At 57.3% G+C, this 19,097-nt stretch carries 12 protein-coding genes, 2 tRNA genes and 3 rRNA genes; 13 read left to right on the top strand and 4 right to left on the bottom strand.

Translation table 11 applies throughout. From position 1 onward, the window contains the following. The first annotated feature begins 109 nt into the window (after positions 1–109). The 11 genes from pssA to ACZ0AZ_RS04385 all read left to right on the top strand — a co-directional run bounded on the left by pssA (position 110) and on the right by ACZ0AZ_RS04385 (position 12,132). The gene (pssA, locus tag ACZ0AZ_RS04435) at positions 110–967 is read left to right on the top strand and encodes a CDP-diacylglycerol--serine O-phosphatidyltransferase (protein WP_016773182.1); all 858 of its coding nucleotides are present in this window, start codon (positions 110–112) and stop codon (positions 965–967) included. A gap of 63 nt (positions 968–1,030) precedes the next feature. Beyond that, on the top strand, positions 1,031–2,044 hold the full coding sequence (msrP, locus tag ACZ0AZ_RS04430) for a protein-methionine-sulfoxide reductase catalytic subunit MsrP (RefSeq protein WP_463570952.1): 1,014 nt from the start codon (positions 1,031–1,033) through the stop codon (positions 2,042–2,044). Beyond that, positions 2,044–2,667: a protein-methionine-sulfoxide reductase heme-binding subunit MsrQ gene (gene msrQ, locus ACZ0AZ_RS04425; RefSeq protein WP_039761591.1), complete on the top strand. Its 624-nt coding sequence runs from the start codon at positions 2,044–2,046 to the stop codon at positions 2,665–2,667. The genes msrP and msrQ overlap by 1 nt, the downstream gene beginning before the upstream one ends. Positions 2,668–3,208: 541 nt before the next feature. After that, positions 3,209–4,745: ribosomal RNA gene (locus tag ACZ0AZ_RS04420) — 16S ribosomal RNA — on the top strand. Between the two features lie 81 nt (positions 4,746–4,826). Continuing rightward, positions 4,827–4,903: transfer RNA gene (locus tag ACZ0AZ_RS04415), tRNA-Ile, on the top strand. A gap of 30 nt (positions 4,904–4,933) precedes the next feature. Continuing rightward, positions 4,934–5,009 (top strand) — tRNA-Ala (locus tag ACZ0AZ_RS04410). Positions 5,010–5,256: 247 nt separating this feature from the next. After that, positions 5,257–8,150: ribosomal RNA gene (locus tag ACZ0AZ_RS04405) — 23S ribosomal RNA — on the top strand. Positions 8,151–8,303: 153 nt separating this feature from the next. Then, positions 8,304–8,419: ribosomal RNA gene (gene rrf, locus ACZ0AZ_RS04400) — 5S ribosomal RNA — on the top strand. The 16S, 23S and 5S rRNA genes sit together here with 2 tRNA genes alongside, the layout of an rRNA operon. Before the next feature lie 147 nt (positions 8,420–8,566). After that, complete coding sequence (locus tag ACZ0AZ_RS04395) at positions 8,567–9,226, top strand: paraquat-inducible protein A (RefSeq protein ID WP_039761234.1); 660 nt, start codon at positions 8,567–8,569, stop codon at positions 9,224–9,226. Further along, on the top strand, positions 9,213–9,836 hold the full coding sequence (locus ACZ0AZ_RS04390; RefSeq protein ID WP_039761236.1) for a paraquat-inducible protein A: 624 nt from the start codon (positions 9,213–9,215) through the stop codon (positions 9,834–9,836). Before ACZ0AZ_RS04395 ends, ACZ0AZ_RS04390 begins: the two co-directional genes overlap by 14 nt. Beyond that, the gene (locus ACZ0AZ_RS04385) at positions 9,829–12,132 is read left to right on the top strand and encodes a PqiB family protein (RefSeq protein WP_016773187.1); all 2,304 of its coding nucleotides are present in this window, start codon (positions 9,829–9,831) and stop codon (positions 12,130–12,132) included. The genes ACZ0AZ_RS04390 and ACZ0AZ_RS04385 overlap by 8 nt, the downstream gene beginning before the upstream one ends. Positions 12,133–12,322: 190 nt before the next feature. Here ACZ0AZ_RS04385 and mksF read toward each other — a convergent pair whose 3' ends face one another. From mksF to mksB, 3 genes are read right to left on the bottom strand one after another with little or no spacing between them, the layout of a single operon-like run. Continuing rightward, positions 12,323–15,163 (bottom strand): Mks condensin complex protein MksF, encoded by a 2,841-nt coding sequence (mksF, locus tag ACZ0AZ_RS04380; RefSeq protein WP_039761238.1) that lies wholly within the window; start codon positions 15,161–15,163, stop codon positions 12,323–12,325. Further along, on the bottom strand, positions 15,160–15,861 hold the full coding sequence (gene mksE / locus ACZ0AZ_RS04375) for an Mks condensin complex protein MksE (protein WP_016773189.1): 702 nt from the start codon (positions 15,859–15,861) through the stop codon (positions 15,160–15,162). The genes mksF and mksE overlap by 4 nt, the downstream gene beginning before the upstream one ends. After that, positions 15,851–17,131: an Mks condensin complex protein MksB gene (gene mksB / locus ACZ0AZ_RS04370; RefSeq protein WP_165368380.1), complete on the bottom strand. Its 1,281-nt coding sequence runs from the start codon at positions 17,129–17,131 to the stop codon at positions 15,851–15,853. Before mksB ends, mksE begins: the two co-directional genes overlap by 11 nt. 242 nt (positions 17,132–17,373) lie before the next feature. On the opposite strand from mksB, the gene ACZ0AZ_RS04365 reads away from it, so the two are divergent. Beyond that, positions 17,374–18,120: an energy transducer TonB gene (locus ACZ0AZ_RS04365; protein WP_129997713.1), complete on the top strand. Its 747-nt coding sequence runs from the start codon at positions 17,374–17,376 to the stop codon at positions 18,118–18,120. Continuing rightward, entirely contained in the window at positions 18,113–18,565 is a 453-nt protein-coding gene (rimI, locus tag ACZ0AZ_RS04360) for a ribosomal protein S18-alanine N-acetyltransferase (RefSeq protein WP_076564123.1), read from the top strand. Before ACZ0AZ_RS04365 ends, rimI begins: the two co-directional genes overlap by 8 nt. Before the next feature lie 109 nt (positions 18,566–18,674). On the opposite strand, the gene ACZ0AZ_RS04355 is transcribed toward rimI, so the two are convergent. After that, positions 18,675–19,082 carry a serine kinase/phosphatase gene (locus ACZ0AZ_RS04355; RefSeq protein WP_129997696.1) on the bottom strand — a complete coding sequence of 136 codons (408 nt, stop codon included), beginning with the start codon at positions 19,080–19,082 and terminating at the stop codon, positions 18,675–18,677. Positions 19,083–19,097 lie beyond the last annotated feature (15 nt).

The following is a 19,097-nucleotide window of genomic DNA, read 5'->3' as shown; positions in this document are numbered from 1 at the left end:
TTTTTTCGTTTGGGCCGGTGCTTCTGGTATAAAGCTGCATCGTTTGTGGCCGAACTGTCGTCCTCAAGCCTCTGTCGAATTTTTTCCAAACCGTTGCAAGGTAATGTCCATGAGCGAACGTCCCGAAGAGCCGAACAAGGCTTCCGACGCCGAAAGCCTGCTGCCCATCGATGAGCACATCGAAGAAGGGCACGACGCTGAAGGTCGTAAAGTCCGGCATCGTGGTATCTATCTGCTGCCGAACCTGTTCACCACTGCCAACCTGTTCGCAGGCTTCTATTCCATCATCAACTCGATGAGCGCGCAGGCCGCCTTGAGCGCCGGCGACTCGGTTAATGCGAGCAAGTATTTCGCGTTCGCTGCGATCGCGATTTTCGTCGCGATGGTCCTCGACGGCCTCGATGGCCGCGTGGCGCGCATGACCAATACGCAAAGTGCCTTCGGCGCCGAGTACGACTCGCTGTCGGACATGGTCGCCTTCGGCGTCGCGCCGGCATTGCTGGCCTTCGGCTGGGCGCTGGGCGATATGGGCAAGGTCGGCTGGATGGTCGCCTTCATTTATGTCGCAGGTGCGGCGTTGCGTCTGGCGCGCTTCAACACCCAGGTCGGCACGGCGGACAAACGCTATTTCATTGGTCTGGCCAGCCCGGCGGCGGCAGGTGTGGTGGCCGGTATTGTCTGGGCGTTCAGCGATTACGGCATTCAGGGTTCGAAGATGTCCTTCCTGGTGGCCTTGATGGTGGCGGCGGCTGGCATGCTGATGGTCAGCAACATCAAGTACAACAGCTTCAAGGAGCTGGATCTCAAAGGGCGCGTGCCGTTCGTGGCGATCCTCGCGGTGGTGTTGGTATTCGCTGTCGTGTTCAGTGATCCGCCGCGCATTCTGCTGCTGGTGTTTCTCGCCTATGCGGCGTCCGGTCCGGTGCAATATCTGTTGCGTCTTCGTCGTCACAAAAACGCCGAGTGATGTAATTTCGCGCATACTCCGCAGTCTATGGGTGCACCTGTCCTCCAAAGCTGCGGAGTTGTCATGTTGATCAAGATCCCCAAAGCATCCGACTGCCATGAGTCGGATGTCACGCCTGAAGCCATTTATCTCTCCCGCCGCCAATTGCTCGGTGCCACCGCTGCCGGTATTGCCATGAGCAGCTTGCCACGCTGGGCCAGTGCCGCCGATGCCCCGCGCTACTCTGATGTCGAATCCGGCAAGGCGCCGGCCTGGTTTGCCGAAAAGCTCCCTTCTACTCAATGGGGGGCGGTCAACGTCAAGGACGAGGCGATCACGCCTTATAAAGACGCCACGCACTACAACAACTTTTATGAGTTCGGTACCGGTAAGGGCGATCCGGCTTCGAATGCTGGCGACCTCAAAACCGAACCCTGGAGCGTAGTGATAGACGGGGAGGTGGGTAAACCGGGGCGTTATGCACTGGAGGACTTCATGAAGCCGTATCAACTGGAGGAACGTATCTATCGTCTGCGCTGCGTCGAGGCGTGGTCGATGGTCATTCCCTGGGTCGGTTTCCCGATCTCGGCCTTGCTCAAACAGGTCGAGCCGACCTCCAAAGCCAAGTACATCCGCTTCGAAACCCTGCAGGATCCCAAGAGCATGCCCGGCCAGCGTTCCGGTTTTGCCTTGATCGACTGGCCGTATGTCGAAGGCCTGCGTCTCGATGAGGCGATGAATCCCTTGGCGATCCTGGCGGTGGGCATGTACGGCCGCGAACTGCCGAACCAGAACGGCGCGCCTTTGCGTCTGGTGGTGCCGTGGAAGTACGGCTTCAAAAGCGTGAAATCCATTGTGCGCATCAGTCTGGTGAGCGAGCAGCCGAAGACCACCTGGCAAAGCATTGCTGCCGATGAGTATGGCTTCTACGCGAATGTGAACCCGACGGTTGATCACCCGCGCTGGACGCAGGCGCGCGAGCGACGTCTGCCGAACAGTCTGTTCAAGCCGAATGTGCGCGATACGCAGATGTTCAACGGCTACTCGGATGAAGTCGCTTCTTTATATGCAGGGCTCGATCTGCGGAAGAACTACTGATGCGCTATCCGTTCTGGCGAGTGGGCGTGTTCATTGCGGCAGCGATCTGGCCATTGCTGTGGTTCTATCAGGCGTTCGCTGATTTGCTTGGGCCTGATCCGGGCAAGGTATTGGTTGATCGTCTCGGGCTGGGGACGCTGGTGTTGCTGTTGATCACGCTGAGCATGACGCCGCTGCAAAAGCTGAGCGGCTGGGCCGGGTGGATTGCGGTCCGTCGGCAGTTGGGGCTTTGGTGTTTTGCCTATGTGACGCTGCATCTGTTCAGCTACATGGCATTTATCCTCGGATTCGACTGGTCTCAGCTGGGCGTGGAGCTGCGTAAGCGGCCCTACATCATTGTCGGTGCGCTGGGCTTTCTCGGCTTGCTGATATTGGCGATGACGTCCAATCGTTACAGTCAGCGTCGTTTGGGTGTTCGCTGGAAGAAGCTGCATCGTCTGGTTTACGTGATTCTCGGACTGGGTCTGCTGCATATGCTGTGGATCGTGCGGGCTGATTTGGAAGAGTGGACGATTTATGCCTTTATAGGCGCTGTGCTTTTGCTGCTTCGTCTGCCGCCAGTGACGAGGCGAATCCCGCGGTTACTGGGTAAAAAGCAGAATCTGCAAGAAAAGCGAAATTAACGGTTGACGGCAGATTCCAGAGGTCTATAATTCGCCCCACTTCCGGCGCAGTCGAAACAGAAAACTCCTTGAGATTCAAAGAGTTGCGCAGTTTTCGACAGCGGCTTGCTTCAGATCATCGAAGCCTGGAGGGAGTTGAAAGAGCAGTGATGTGTAGCTCCTTTAACGGCTCGATCTTCTCGGTCGAAAGCGGAGAAAAAGAGGTGTTGACAGCAGCGATTAACGCTGTAGAATTCGCCTCCCGCTAACGAGAGATCGGAAGCGCAAGTGGTTGAAGTTGTTGAGGAATTCTTCGAAAACTTCTGAAAATAATCACTTGACAGCAAATGAGGCTGCTGTAGAATGCGCGCCTCGGTTGAGACGAAAGATCTTAACCAACCGCTCTTTAACAACTGAATCAAGCAATTCGTGTGGGTGCTTGTGCAGTCAGGCTGATAGTCAACAAGATTATCAGCATCACAAGTTACTCCGCGAGAAATCAAAGATGTAACCAACGATTGCTGAGCCAAGTTTAGGGTTTCTTAAAAACCCAAAGATGTTTGAACTGAAGAGTTTGATCATGGCTCAGATTGAACGCTGGCGGCAGGCCTAACACATGCAAGTCGAGCGGATGAAAGGAGCTTGCTCCTGGATTCAGCGGCGGACGGGTGAGTAATGCCTAGGAATCTGCCTGGTAGTGGGGGACAACGTTTCGAAAGGAACGCTAATACCGCATACGTCCTACGGGAGAAAGCAGGGGACCTTCGGGCCTTGCGCTATCAGATGAGCCTAGGTCGGATTAGCTAGTTGGTGAGGTAATGGCTCACCAAGGCGACGATCCGTAACTGGTCTGAGAGGATGATCAGTCACACTGGAACTGAGACACGGTCCAGACTCCTACGGGAGGCAGCAGTGGGGAATATTGGACAATGGGCGAAAGCCTGATCCAGCCATGCCGCGTGTGTGAAGAAGGTCTTCGGATTGTAAAGCACTTTAAGTTGGGAGGAAGGGTTGTAGATTAATACTCTGCAATTTTGACGTTACCGACAGAATAAGCACCGGCTAACTCTGTGCCAGCAGCCGCGGTAATACAGAGGGTGCAAGCGTTAATCGGAATTACTGGGCGTAAAGCGCGCGTAGGTGGTTTGTTAAGTTGGATGTGAAATCCCCGGGCTCAACCTGGGAACTGCATCCAAAACTGGCAAGCTAGAGTATGGTAGAGGGTGGTGGAATTTCCTGTGTAGCGGTGAAATGCGTAGATATAGGAAGGAACACCAGTGGCGAAGGCGACCACCTGGACTGATACTGACACTGAGGTGCGAAAGCGTGGGGAGCAAACAGGATTAGATACCCTGGTAGTCCACGCCGTAAACGATGTCAACTAGCCGTTGGGAGCCTTGAGCTCTTAGTGGCGCAGCTAACGCATTAAGTTGACCGCCTGGGGAGTACGGCCGCAAGGTTAAAACTCAAATGAATTGACGGGGGCCCGCACAAGCGGTGGAGCATGTGGTTTAATTCGAAGCAACGCGAAGAACCTTACCAGGCCTTGACATCCAATGAACTTTCCAGAGATGGATTGGTGCCTTCGGGAACATTGAGACAGGTGCTGCATGGCTGTCGTCAGCTCGTGTCGTGAGATGTTGGGTTAAGTCCCGTAACGAGCGCAACCCTTGTCCTTAGTTACCAGCACGTAATGGTGGGCACTCTAAGGAGACTGCCGGTGACAAACCGGAGGAAGGTGGGGATGACGTCAAGTCATCATGGCCCTTACGGCCTGGGCTACACACGTGCTACAATGGTCGGTACAAAGGGTTGCCAAGCCGCGAGGTGGAGCTAATCCCATAAAACCGATCGTAGTCCGGATCGCAGTCTGCAACTCGACTGCGTGAAGTCGGAATCGCTAGTAATCGCGAATCAGAATGTCGCGGTGAATACGTTCCCGGGCCTTGTACACACCGCCCGTCACACCATGGGAGTGGGTTGCACCAGAAGTAGCTAGTCTAACCTTCGGGAGGACGGTTACCACGGTGTGATTCATGACTGGGGTGAAGTCGTAACAAGGTAGCCGTAGGGGAACCTGCGGCTGGATCACCTCCTTAATCGACGACATCAGCTGCTGCATGAGCTCCCACACGAATTGCTTGATTCATTGAAGAAGACGATAGAAGCAGCCCGAAATTGGGTCTGTAGCTCAGTTGGTTAGAGCGCACCCCTGATAAGGGTGAGGTCGGCAGTTCGAATCTGCCCAGACCCACCAATTTTGTGTGGGAAACGCCTGTAGAAATACGGGGCCATAGCTCAGCTGGGAGAGCGCCTGCCTTGCACGCAGGAGGTCAGCGGTTCGATCCCGCTTGGCTCCACCACTACTGCTTCTGAAGTTTGAAAGCTTAGAAATGAGCATTCCACCGGTTCGGTGATGAATGTTGATTTCTAGTCTTTGACTAGATCGTTCTTTAAAAATTTGGGTATGTGATAGAAAGATAGACTGAACGTTACTTTCACTGGTAACGGATCAGGCTAAGGTAAAATTTGTGAGTTCTCTTAGTTGAGAAATTCGAATTTTCGGCGAATGTCGTCTTCACAGTATAACCAGATTGCTTGGGGTTATATGGTCAAGTGAAGAAGCGCATACGGTGGATGCCTTGGCAGTCAGAGGCGATGAAAGACGTGGTAGCCTGCGAAAAGCTTCGGGGAGTCGGCAAACAGACTTTGATCCGGAGATGTCTGAATGGGGGAACCCAGCCATCATAAGATGGTTATCTTGTACTGAATACATAGGTGCAAGAGGCGAACCAGGGGAACTGAAACATCTAAGTACCCTGAGGAAAAGAAATCAACCGAGATTCCCTTAGTAGTGGCGAGCGAACGGGGACTAGCCCTTAAGTGGCTTTGAGATTAGCGGAACGCTCTGGAAAGTGCGGCCATAGTGGGTGATAGCCCTGTACGCGAAAATCTCTTAGTCATGAAATCGAGTAGGACGGAGCACGAGAAACTTTGTCTGAATATGGGGGGACCATCCTCCAAGGCTAAATACTACTGACTGACCGATAGTGAACTAGTACCGTGAGGGAAAGGCGAAAAGAACCCCGGAGAGGGGAGTGAAATAGATCCTGAAACCGTATGCGTACAAGCAGTGGGAGCAGACTTTGTTCTGTGACTGCGTACCTTTTGTATAATGGGTCAGCGACTTATTTTCAGTGGCGAGCTTAACCGAATAGGGGAGGCGTAGCGAAAGCGAGTCTTAATAGGGCGTCTAGTCGCTGGGAATAGACCCGAAACCGGGCGATCTATCCATGGGCAGGTTGAAGGTTAGGTAACACTGACTGGAGGACCGAACCGACTACCGTTGAAAAGTTAGCGGATGACCTGTGGATCGGAGTGAAAGGCTAATCAAGCTCGGAGATAGCTGGTTCTCCTCGAAAGCTATTTAGGTAGCGCCTCATGTATCACTGTAGGGGGTAGAGCACTGTTTCGGCTAGGGGGTCATCCCGACTTACCAAACCGATGCAAACTCCGAATACCTACAAGTGCCGAGCATGGGAGACACACGGCGGGTGCTAACGTCCGTCGTGAAAAGGGAAACAACCCAGACCGTCAGCTAAGGTCCCAAAGTTATGGTTAAGTGGGAAACGATGTGGGAAGGCTTAGACAGCTAGGAGGTTGGCTTAGAAGCAGCCACCCTTTAAAGAAAGCGTAATAGCTCACTAGTCGAGTCGGCCTGCGCGGAAGATGTAACGGGGCTCAAACCATACACCGAAGCTACGGGTATCATCTTCGGATGATGCGGTAGAGGAGCGTTCTGTAAGCCTGTGAAGGTGAGTTGAGAAGCTTGCTGGAGGTATCAGAAGTGCGAATGCTGACATGAGTAACGACAATGGGTGTGAAAAACACCCACGCCGAAAGACCAAGGTTTCCTGCGCAACGTTAATCGACGCAGGGTTAGTCGGTCCCTAAGGCGAGGCTGAAAAGCGTAGTCGATGGAAAACAGGTTAATATTCCTGTACTTCTGGTTATTGCGATGGAGGGACGGAGAAGGCTAGGCCAGCTTGGCGTTGGTTGTCCAAGTTTAAGGTGGTAGGCTGAGATCTTAGGTAAATCCGGGATCTCAAGGCCGAGAGCTGATGACGAGTTACCCTTTGGGTGACGAAGTGGTTGATGCCATGCTTCCAAGAAAAGCTTCTAAGCTTCAGGTAACCAGGAACCGTACCCCAAACCGACACAGGTGGTTGGGTAGAGAATACCAAGGCGCTTGAGAGAACTCGGGTGAAGGAACTAGGCAAAATGGCACCGTAACTTCGGGAGAAGGTGCGCCGGTGAGGGTGAAGGACTTGCTCCGTAAGCTCATGCCGGTCGAAGATACCAGGCCGCTGCGACTGTTTATTAAAAACACAGCACTCTGCAAACACGAAAGTGGACGTATAGGGTGTGACGCCTGCCCGGTGCCGGAAGGTTAATTGATGGGGTTAGCTAACGCGAAGCTCTTGATCGAAGCCCCGGTAAACGGCGGCCGTAACTATAACGGTCCTAAGGTAGCGAAATTCCTTGTCGGGTAAGTTCCGACCTGCACGAATGGCGTAACGATGGCGGCGCTGTCTCCACCCGAGACTCAGTGAAATTGAAATCGCTGTGAAGATGCAGTGTATCCGCGGCTAGACGGAAAGACCCCGTGAACCTTTACTATAGCTTTGCACTGGACTTTGAATTTGCTTGTGTAGGATAGGTGGGAGGCTTTGAAGCGTGGACGCCAGTTCGCGTGGAGCCATCCTTGAAATACCACCCTGGCAACTTTGAGGTTCTAACTCAGGTCCGTTATCCGGATCGAGGACAGTGTATGGTGGGTAGTTTGACTGGGGCGGTCTCCTCCTAAAGAGTAACGGAGGAGTACGAAGGTGCGCTCAGACCGGTCGGAAATCGGTCGTAGAGTATAAAGGCAAAAGCGCGCTTGACTGCGAGACAGACACGTCGAGCAGGTACGAAAGTAGGTCTTAGTGATCCGGTGGTTCTGTATGGAAGGGCCATCGCTCAACGGATAAAAGGTACTCCGGGGATAACAGGCTGATACCGCCCAAGAGTTCATATCGACGGCGGTGTTTGGCACCTCGATGTCGGCTCATCACATCCTGGGGCTGAAGCCGGTCCCAAGGGTATGGCTGTTCGCCATTTAAAGTGGTACGCGAGCTGGGTTTAGAACGTCGTGAGACAGTTCGGTCCCTATCTGCCGTGGACGTTTGAGATTTGAGAGGGGCTGCTCCTAGTACGAGAGGACCGGAGTGGACGAACCTCTGGTGTTCCGGTTGTCACGCCAGTGGCATTGCCGGGTAGCTATGTTCGGGAAAGATAACCGCTGAAAGCATCTAAGCGGGAAACTTGCCTCAAGATGAGATCTCACTGGAACCTTGAGTTCCCTGAAGGGCCGTCGAAGACTACGACGTTGATAGGTTGGGTGTGTAAGCGCTGTGAGGCGTTGAGCTAACCAATACTAATTGCCCGTGAGGCTTGACCATATAACACCCAAGCAATTTGCTGACCTGAGAAGGCGCCAGATTGCGGTGTGTGAAGACGAAACGAACCGAAAGTTCGAAACGCACAAACACCAGATGTCACATACCCAATTTGCTGAAGCGAGGCCATCTGGTCACGAGTCAGTACCCGAATTTCTTGACGACCATAGAGCGTTGGAACCACCTGATCCCATCCCGAACTCAGCAGTGAAACGATGCATCGCCGATGGTAGTGTGGGGTTTCCCCATGTGAGAGTAGGTCATCGTCAAGATTAAATTCCGAAACCCCAATTGCGAAAGCAGTTGGGGTTTTGTTTTGCCTGCGAGAAAGTTTTCAGCGTTACGGCGAACAAAATTGCACAGTTATTTTCGAATCAGAACACTAGAATAGCCCCATCTTTATCGGAGCCAGAGCCTGTATGTCAGAATCGGTTGACGCCCCCGGGCTGTCAGATTTACCGCTGGAAGACTTGATAGCCTGCCACGAGTGCGACCTGCTGATGCGCAAGCCGACACTTGCCCATGGTGAGAAAGCGCTCTGCCCGCGTTGTGGTTATGAGTTATACGCCCACCGCCATAACGTGGTGCAGCGCAGCCTCGCCCTGGTGATCGCGGCGTTATTACTTTACGTACCGGCAAACTTTTTACCCATCATGCAACTCAATATCCTCGGGCAATCGTCGCAGGATACGGTCTGGAGTGGCGTGGTCGGCCTGTTTAACACCGACATGCAAGGAGTGTCGATTGTCGTCTTCCTTTGCAGCATGGCCATACCGTTACTCAAGTTGTTGTGCCAGCTGTTTGTGTTACTGACGATTCGTTTCGAAGTCGGCCGAAGCTACGGTTTGCTGCTCTATCGTATTTACCACCACCTCAGAGACTGGGGCATGCTCGAGGTCTACCTCATGGGCGTCCTCGTCGCGATCGTGAAGCTTGCGGACATGGCAGCCATCACCGTCGGCCTCGGGCTGGCATGTTTCATTGGCTTGTTGTTGGTACAAGTCTGGCTGGAGGTGGTGATGTCACCGCATCAGATCTGGCAGGCATTATCAGGAGAGGATGCCCATGCGGGCGATTGATGCGGGCATTCTGGTCTGCACCGAATGTCACGAGCTGAACAAGCAGGAAGCTGACGTCGACGAGCAGAACTGCACCCGTTGTGGCGCGCAGGTTCACGCTCGCCGCCCGAACAGCCTGACCCGTACCTGGGCGCTGTTGATCACGGCAGCAATTATCTACATTCCGGCGAATGTCTTGCCGATCATGACGGTCAGCTCTCTGGGTCAGGGTGATCCGAGCACCATCATGTCCGGGGTTATTCAACTGGTGCAGCACGGCATGATTCCGATCGCGGCCGTGGTGTTCATCGCCAGTATTCTGGTGCCGACCTTCAAACTGGTCGGCATCGCGCTGTTGCTGTTTTCTGTGCAGCGTCGGCAACCATTATCGGCCCGCCAGCGTATCTGGATGTACCGTTTCATCGAGTTCATTGGCCGTTGGTCGATGCTCGATATTTTTGTGATCGCCATTCTCGTGGCGGTCGTCAACTTCGGCCGGATAGCCAGTGTCGAAGCCAACCTGGGCGCCGTCGCCTTCGCCTCTGTGGTGATTCTGACGATGCTCGCGGCAGTTACTTTCGATCCCCGACTGATTTGGGATAACACGGAGTCGGACGACGACCATGACTGATTTGCCTGTAGCGAAAACCCGACCCGCTTCGAACTGGTCGGCCATTTGGGTGCTGCCTCTGATCGCGCTGATCATCGGCGGCTGGCTCGGCTGGCGTGCTTATTCCGAGACCGGTATAGAGATTCAGGTGCGCTTCGAAAGCGGCGAAGGCATCCAGGCCAACAAGACTGAAGTGGTCTACAAAGGCATGCCGGTCGGCAAGGTCAAAACGCTCAAGCTCGACGATGAAGGCAACTCCAAAGGCGTGATCGCCACCATCGAAATGAACAAGGACGTCGAGCAGTACCTGAAGACCAGCACACGGTTCTGGCTGGTCAAGCCGAGCGTGACCCTGGCCGGTATCACCGGTCTGGAGACATTGGTCTCGGGTAACTACGTTGCCATCAGTCCCGGTGAAGGCGAGCCGGTGCGCAAATTCAAGGCATTGGCCGAAGAGCCGCCGCTGTCCGACGCCAAGCCCGGTCTGCACCTGACCATCAAGGCCGATCGCCTCGGTTCTCTGAATCGTGGCAGCCCGGTGTTCTACAAGCAGATCAAAGTTGGCCAGGTCAAAAGCTATGTGCTTTCCGAGGATCAGAGCACTGTTGAGCTGAAAGTTTTCATCGAGCCGACCTACGCCAAACTGGTGCGCAAGCACACGCGTTTCTGGAACGCCAGCGGCATCAGCATCGACGCCAACCTGTCCGGCGTGAAAGTGCGCAGCGAATCCCTGGCCAGCATCGTCGCCGGTGGTATCGCGTTCGCGACGCCGGAGAATCGCAAGGACAGTCCGGCAACCGATCCGAGCCTCCCGTTCCGTCTCTATGAAGACTTTGACGCTGCCGCTGCCGGGATTCGCGTGAAGGTCAAGCTCAGCGATTTCGAAGGTCTGCAGGCGGGTCGCACGCCGGTGATGTACAAAGGTATTCAGGTCGGCAACCTGAAAGCGTTGAAGGTCGATCCTGACCTGAACAGCGCCACCGCCGAGCTGACCCTTGATCCGTTGGCCGAAGACTATCTGGTGGAGGGCACGCAGTTCTGGGTGGTCAAACCGTCGATTTCCCTTGCCGGTATTACCGGCCTGGAAGCGCTGGTAAAAGGTAACTACATCGCCGTGCGTCCGGGTGACAAAGGCGCCGCGCCAAAGCGGGAATTCGAAGCACGACCAAAAGCTCCGCCGCTGGACCTGCGATCGCCGGGCCTGCATCTGGTGCTGTTCACCGATTCGCTCGGCTCGATCGATGTCGGCAGCCCGATTCTGTACAAGCAGGTCAAGGTCGGTTCGGTGCAGAGCTACCAGTTCTCCCGAACCAAGAAGCAACTGGTCATCGGCGTGCACATCGAGAAGGAATACGAAAACCTGGTCAACGCCTCGACGCGCTTCTGGAACGTCAGCGGCATTACTCTCACCGGTGGCTTGACCGGCGGCATTCAGGTGAAGAGTGAATCCCTGCAAACCCTGATGGCCGGCGGTATTGCATTCGAAACACCGCAAGCCAATGCGCCGTTGAAGAAACGCATCCCGCGCTTCCGTCTGTTCGCCGATCATGACGAGGCGAACAAGAAAGGTGCGGTAGTGACCATTAAAGTCGATCGCGCTGACGGTTTGAGCAGCGGCACTCCGGTGCGTTTCAAGGGGCTGGATGTTGGCAAGATCGAGAGCGTGGATCTCACCGACGACATGCAGTCGGTGATCCTCACCGCACGCATCACCGAAGTGCCGGAGAAAATTGCGCGGGTCGGCAGTCAGTTCTGGGTGGTCAAGCCGGAACTGGGTCTGATCAAGACGCAGAATCTGGAAACGCTGGTCACCGGCAAATACATCGAAGTCCAGCCAGCGGCGAAAAATCTCGGGCCGCAAAAAAACTTCGTTGCTTTGGCCGAGGCGCCGGAAGTCACCAAACAGGAAGCCGGTTTGAGTCTGGTGTTGAGCGCTGCACGTCGTGGTTCGCTGAAGCCCGGCGTACCAGTCACCTATCGTGAAATCACCGTCGGCAAGGTGACCGGTTATGAGTTGGGCCAGACCGCTGACCGTGTATTGGTGCACATCCTGATCGAGCCGAAGTATGCGCCATTGGTGCGCAGCGGCAGCCGCTTCTGGAACACCAGCGGTGTGGGCTTCGATTACGGTTTATTTAAAGGCGTGACGGTGCGAACCGAGTCGCTGGAGACGCTGATTCAAGGTGGTATTGCCTTCGCCACCCCGGACGGTGAACGCATGGGCAACCCGGCGCGGGCCGAGCAGACGTTCCCGTTGTTCGACAAATTCGAGGATGAATGGCTGACCTGGGCGCCGAAGATTCAGCTCGGTAAGTAACCTGAAGTTTATGGGGCGTCTATCAAGACGCCTTCGCGAGCAAGCTCGCTCCCACATTTTGTATGCGTTTCTATGTGGGAGCGAGCTTGCTCGCGAAGAGGCCCTCTGATTCAACCCAAATCCCAGGCGATAAAAAAGGGCCGCGATCCCATCAGATCGCGGCCCTTTTTTTGCCTTCAGCTAAAGCCGATCAAACCGCATCCAGCTCCGGCTCATCCGCCTGCACATTCAGCGTGGCCTTGACCACATCGTGGCGGCGGATGTACTTCCAGTCCGCCTCATCGATGTAGATCCCGGCCGGGCCGCTGCCGCCTTCCAGGTCGATCGCGACACTGGCGCAGACCTGCGGCTTCACGCTCGCCAGAATCGGCACGAAGCCCAGTTGCAGACTGGTTTCAAGCAGCGCCGCCTGGTTCTTCTCGTCGATATCCGCCGCCTCGTCGAGGTAGTACGGTAGACGCACGCGACCGGCCAGATCGCGATCCATCAAATGCAGCAACAAGTACATGTTGGTCAGCGCCTTGATGGTCATGGTCGTACCGTTGGACGCCGCGCCGTCGATGTCGGTGTGGATGACCGGTTGGCCGTTGACCTTGGTGATCTCGAAGGCGAGTTCGAACAAGTCCTTGAGACCGAGCTGGTTGTGGTTGGCCGCCACCAGCCGTGCCAGATATTCCTTGGCCTCTTCGTTCTTGTTGTCCTGCTCGGCGCTCTGGCTGAGGTCAAACACCGACAGGGTTTCGCCTTCCTCATACTGCCCGGCGCTGTGGATGATCTGGTCGATGTGCTTGAGCGCTTCCTTGTTCGGCGCGAGGACGATGCGGAAGCTCTGCAGGTTGGAAACCTGACGCTTGTTGATCTCGCGGTTGAACAGCGCCAGTTGATGCTCGAGGCTGTCGTAGTCGCTGCGAATGTTACGCAGGGTGCGGGCGATGTCGGTGACCGCCGCGCGCCGCGCCTTGCCGAGGGTCAGGGCCTCATCGGTGCGGTGCGCGTAAGCGTTGATCAGCAGCGACAGACGCCGCTCCATGTCGTCTTCGCTGTCGAACTTGGCCACGCCTTTGAGACGCACCTGCGCGTACAGTGCCTCGATCTGGCCATCGGCACGCAGCAGACCCTGCCAGCTGTCCTGATAGTCGTTGAGCAGCGGCAGCAGGTTGTCCATCGAATCGTCGACCGGATCCATGAACGGCGTACCGAACGGCAGATCCGCCGGCAGCAACTGACGACGACGCAAGGCATCGTCGAGGGTGCGTTGCTTGGCTTCCATGTCGGCAATCTGCCGACCGACCAGTTGCAGCTTGGCCGACAGTTGCTGGACGCGCTCGGTGAACGCATCGCTGGAGCGCTTGAGTTCGTCCTGCGCGGCTTCCATCTGCGCCAGTTGCTCGAGCTTGTCGCCTTCTTCGGCGCTCAGCGTCTGGGTGCGACGGAAATCTTCCAGCGCCTTCTGTGCGTCCAGCACCTGCTGGTACAGCGCTTCGGTCTGGGTCTTGCTCGCGGCGCGGTCGGCGGCCACGGCTTGTTGGGTTTTCAGTTGCTTGAGTTCTTTTTCCAGACGCTCTTTCTGATCGCGCAGCGCGGCGCGGTCGGCCAGCGCCTGCAGGGCCGGTGGCTCGATGTGCGAGATGTCGATCGACAGGCCCGGCACTTCGAAGCGCTCGCCCTTGAAGCCATCAAGAATCAGCTCGACCGATTTGACCCACTCGCCGTTCTCGTCGAGGGTGATGCCGTGCTCGCCCAGCGGCAGGCTGAACAGCGCGCTATTGAACAGACGCATCAGGCGTTCGACGTCCTGTTGCGAGAACTCTTCGCGCAGGCGGGCGTAGCTGTTGTTATCAGCGTGATCGAGTTGCTGCTTCACCGACTTCAGGCGTTTTTCCAGATCGCGCAGACGCTCTTCCAGATCTTCGGCGCTGAACTGACGCGACTGCGCCAAGGCACCGGCCAGTTCGTCGTGAGCGTCCTTGGCGGCGAGCAATTGTTGCTCGAGCACTTTGACGTCATCGACCAGGGCGAAGCGGTTCTTCAATACCGACAGCTCACCGAGCCAGCGCTGAATGCCGGAAATTTCCCGCTCCAGACGCATCAATTCCTGAGTGCCGCCGCGCTGATCGTTTTGCAGATCGTCCTGCTCGCGACGGTAGTGCTCGGCCTGGATGGTCAGCTCTTCCTTGCGCGCCGTGGCGTAGTCCGACCAGGTGCCGAGCAAGGAGTCGAGCAGCGGCGACAGGCGATGCAGTTTGCCGCGCAGCACGTCGCGCTGTTTCACGCCGTTGGCCAGCGCTTCAACCAATGGGCCGGCGGCGACCAGCGAGTTGTAGTCCTGCTCCATGCGCCGCACGTCGCGGAAGGCTTCTTCGCACGCAGCGATGTAATCGACGCTGCCCGAACGCAGGCTGTGCTCGAAGGCATCGAGGAACAGCTGCTTGAGCTTGGCCGCGGTGATTTCGCGCATGTGCAGCAGGTTGATGAACAGCGCGCGGAAGGTCTTCAGGCTCTGCTCGCTGGTGGAGCGCAGCGGGATCAGCGTCAGGTCGAGCGGGATCGACGTATGGCCGCCAACCAGCAAGCGGCGCAGTTCGTCCGGCTTGAGCTCGTAAGCCTTCAGGCCTTCTTTTTCGAGATTGCTGAACAGTTCTTTCTGGCGCAGGCAGGTGTCGTTTTTCTGGTAGTGGGCCAGATCGAGCTTGCCGGCGTAGGCGAAGAACTGGTGCCCGAAACCGCCCCCCGGGCCGCGACCGACCACGCCGATCACGTGCGGGCCGTGGGGCAGGTTGACTTCGACGAGGATGTAACTGGTATCGGAGGCGAAGTAGAAGCGCCGCGATTGTTCGAGGCTGTACTTGCCGAAACTCATGTCGGACATGCGCGCCAGAATCGGGAACTGCAAGGCGTTGATCGACGCCGACTTACCGAGGTTGTTCGCGCCATAGACCGACAGCGGTTCCTCCAGCGGGAACAGGCCGAGGCTGTAACCGGCGGTGTTCAAAAGGGCAAAGCGGCGGATGCCGTAGCGTTCCTGGCTCATGCATCGGACTCCTGTTCTTCGGCAATGGCGCGGGCCAGTGCGTCTTCTTCGCTTTCTTCTTCAAATTCGGAAAGATCGAGCGGATCGTCGGTTTCGAGGAATTTCGCTTCGGCTTCTTCGTCGATCAGCACCGGCGCCGGCAGCGGCAGAACGCTGTGCACGCTGGCCGCCAGGTCGCGGTCCTGCTGTACCGACAGGCACACGTCGAGGAAACGGTGCATTGGCGGCAGGAAGCGGTAGACACCGTTTTCTTCGCCGGCAAAACCGAGCTGAGTCATGCGGCGCATGATTTTTTCTTCGAGTTCTTCGACGGTCTGCACTTCGGCCTGAATGAACAGATCGCGGTACTTGTCCAGCAGCGACGGCAACTCTTCGCGGCCAAGGCTGCCGCCGTCGAGCACGGCAATCGGGTCGCGGCCCTGATCGGCCAGGTGCTCGACGAGGATGAAGGTGAATAGCGCCAGTCGCTGGGCGGTCTTGTTCACCGCTGCGGCGGCCATGTCCGGCACGAAGTAGTAGAAACCACGGGTGTCGCAGACCAGTTCAAAGCCCAGCGCCTTGAACAGCGTGCGGTACTGGTCCTGGAAATTCGACAATTGCGCGTACAGCTCGGGATCACGACGGCTGACGTGGTAACCCTTGAACAACTCGCGGAAGATCGGCGCCAGTTGCGACAGTTCGGAAAGATCAAGATGCATTTGGGATGCTCGCAGAATCCTCGGCGGCATTGTCGCTGGCCGAGAGCAGGGCGAAGGAGCGCAGGCTGACCTGGTGCTCGTGAGTGTGGTATTCGCGACGTTCCAGACGCTCGCGCTTGAAGCGTTTTTCCCGCGACAGGCGCGAGAACCAATAAAGCAATTCGTCGGTGGCGCCGTCCGGTTCCTGCTCCAGCAGCCAGGTCATCAGATCCGGCATCGGCAGCGATTCTTCGCAACGATCGACCATCTCGCGCACGGTGCGCGGTGCCCGTGGAGCGTCGCCAGCCTTCTGGGTTTTGTGCGCCTTGGGAAAGCGCGCCGGTTTCGGCTCGAAACGCGCCAGCGCGTAGACGTAGGCTTCGACCTGACTGGCGCTGCCCAGGAAAGTGCTCTGTGGGCGGGTGAACAGCGGCATTGCGGCTTGCGGCACGGCGTCGATGCCTTTGCGGCGAATTGCCGCCAGTGCCAGTGCGGCGCCACGGGTCACGGCGTTGTGCCGACGCGCTTCTTCACGCAACGGCAGCAACAGTTCGCGGGCATGACGCAGAGTCAACTGCGCGCTGGTCTGCATTTCGAGAATGCGCGCGTGGGTGCGCAGGAGCATGTCGTCATCGACCAGATGGCCGAGGCGCTGCTGTTCGCTGAGCATCTTCAGCAGCACGGTTTCGACCTTGCGCACGCCTTGTTCGAAGGCGCCGTCGGCGTTGACCAGATCGATCATCGGCTCGACGTATTCGTCCCACGTCGCCAGTACTTCGGCATAACGCTGACGCAATGGAATCTGCCGGTCGCTGGTCTTCGCCCGTTCGGCGACTGCCACCAAGGCCTGTTCATCGTTGTCGAGTTTCTTCAGTACGTCGCGCACGCGCATGTCGAGCAAGCGCAGCTGGCGCGCCAGATCGTTGCCGTCGCGAACGTCGAAGGCGTCCTGGATGTAACCGGCCAGACGCTCGAGGTGACGCAGGTAGGCTTCGATTTCCAGGCACAGACCGAGGCGGTGTTCGCGGCGCAGGTACGCGAGGAAGTCGTGGATCTGCGCGTTGAGCTCGAAGCGGTTCGGGCTTTTCGCCACCGGAACCAGAATATCGAGGCGAATCCACACGTCGAGCAGGCTGGTGATGTCCTGCGGCGTGCTGTCGAGTTGTTGGGCGGCCAGTTGCGTGCGCAGTTCGTTGAGGCTCAGGGTGCCTTGGTCGAAGTGCTCGCACAGTGGCTCCAGAAGTGCCCAGTGTTCAGCGAGGGCGCGCAAGACGCGCTTGGGTTCGATCATCGGAATGGCCGGCTGGTTGGCGGTTAAAAGCGGCGATTGTACTGCATCACAGGCGTGGCGATTCACTCTCGGGACGGGCTGTCGCATTCTTTGCCCAAAGGGCAGCGGCGCAGCGCAGCGCGGGGTATCGATCAACAGCAAGCGATCTTGTGCGAAGGGCGGTAGAATCAGCGCACTTTCCGTTATCCACAAGTGGCCGACCTTTGCTTATCGAGTCCCGCCGCCGCGCCTATTTGAACGCCATGCAGGTGGTCAACTGGCTGCCGCGCACCGAACTGCCTTTCGCCGCACCGTCGCGGCCCGAGCTGCTGGAGATGCCCGAGCCTGAGCTTGAGTTGCCGGTCGCTCCGGCGCCCCAGGCCGAAGCACCGGCGCAGCCTGCCGTGCGTCAGGCCGAACGGCCGAAAGTCGAAGTGCCGCGCCCGTCGCTGGCCAGCACCCGCAACGGCGCCAAACCGGTGGAAGAAATCGACGAGACGCCGGTGGTGGTCAAGCCTGCGCCAGTGCCGCCGCCGCGTTTCGCCCTGCAACTGCTGCGCGCCGGGCGCTGCCTGCTGCTGGTCGAGTTACCCACAGGCGAAGCGTTTCAAAGTCGCGATCCGGCCTACCTGCTGCTCAAGGACATGCTGCGCGCCGCTGGTCTGCCGGATGCGCCGCAAATCGTCGGCGAACCGGTGCGCTGGCCGTGGCTCAATCGCGGCACGCTGGATCAAGGCCCGGAAGCGGCGCGCGACTTCGTGCAGGGTTTTCTCTCGGTGCAGATGGAAGCGGCGCCCTGCGCCTGTCTGTGGCTGATCGGCCTGCCGGCGGTGAAATTTGCCGGGGAAGCGGACGCCGAAGCGTTCAATAGTGAATTGCAGATCGAAGGTCTGGGCCTGGCCTGGGCGATTCCCGGTCTGGAACTGTTAATGGAAGAGCCACAGCGCAAGGCCGCTGTGTGGCAAGCCATGCGTCGGCTGATGGCGCGCTGGAAACAATCCGATGAGTGAGGCTGTAACCTTTCGCCCGATGACCGAGGCGGACCTGGACGCTGTGTTGAAGATCGAATACGCCGCGTACAGCCATCCGTGGACCCGGGGCATCTTTCTCGATGGCCTGGGCAAATACCAGATCTGGCTGATGTTCGAAGGGCAGCAGCAGGTGGGCCACGGTGTGGTGCAGATCATTCTTGATGAGGCGCACCTGCTCAATATCACCGTCAAACCGGAAAACCAGGGGCGTGGGTTGGGCTTGACGTTGCTTGAGCATTTGATGTCGCGGGCGTATGCGGCCGAGGCTCGGGAATGCTTTCTCGAAGTGCGCGACAGCAACACGGCTGCGTTCAGGTTGTATGAGCGGTATGGCTTCAACGAGATCGGCCGGCGTCGCGATTATTATCCGGCGGTGGGTGGGCGTGAGGATGCGGTGGTGATGGCCTGTACCCTGGTTGACTGATCGACCTTGAAAGCTTCGCGAGCAGGCTCGCTCCCACATTGGATTTTGTAACCATCCCTGAACCCTGTGGGAGCGAGCCTGCTCGCGAACGCGTCAGATCAGGCGCCTTTTATCTCCGCTTGCCATCCAGCGGATCCAGATCCGCCAGTTCCGCTTCATCCAGCCCGTCACCGCCGCCGATGTCGTTTTCACCGACCTCGCTCAAATCCCAATCCGCCGGATTGCCCTCGCCGAGTTCATCGGCATCGCGCGCGCCGTCCTCGCGAATCAACGTTTCCGGGCTCAGGTCATCGTCGGTCGGCTGATGATCATCCACCGAAGCCCCGGTCATACCCGCCTCACGCACCCGCTCAGCCGGCATCAACTGGTCGCGTTCGCGCTCGGGCAGCTCATCACCGATTTTCGCACTGGGTTCTTCGTCGTCAAAATCCAGCTCGTGCACCGAGCCCATGCGGTCTTCGTTATCATCGATGGGTTCCGGTTGCACCGCATCATAAGGGCGTCGTGAATCAGTCATGGCAATTCCTCATAG

The organism is Pseudomonas sp. AC239 (assembly GCF_979258545.1).
This window is presented reverse-complemented; position numbering and strand designations above follow the sequence as displayed.